Annotated in this window: 1 protein-coding gene; it reads left to right on the forward strand. The window is 61.8% G+C overall.

The annotated features are described in order from the left end of the window. The coding region (locus tag AC0L2C_RS34255; protein WP_473525540.1) for a hypothetical protein at positions 1-306 on the forward strand (306 nt) is incomplete at its 5' end. Positions 307-335 lie beyond the last annotated feature (29 nt).

Consider the following 335-nt stretch of genomic DNA (forward strand, 5'->3'; position numbering starts at 1 on the left):
GATATGGTTGCCCATCCTCTCCGTTTTCTGGATCGCTTGTACGGGCGCCTGGCGCTGCCGCGGCCCCGTGAGGACGCCTATATTCACAAGCCAAAGAGCTACGGGCCCGGTCAGGAGGCCGCCGCGTCTGCAAGTCGCACCATGCGCATAGTGGACAAAAGCTACTGGGCGTCACTCCTGGCCGAGAACATAAACGCTGCTGCGATGGAGCGACTGACGAGCGAGGACCTGAAGGACTTCAACAGGTACGGCTCCGGAGTCATGGAGACCCTGTACGAGGTTCGGTGGAGCAGCCCGGGCCCCTGAATTCGCAGAGGGTGGAGCAAACGACGAGG

Source organism: Mesorhizobium sp. WSM4845 (assembly GCF_055811455.1).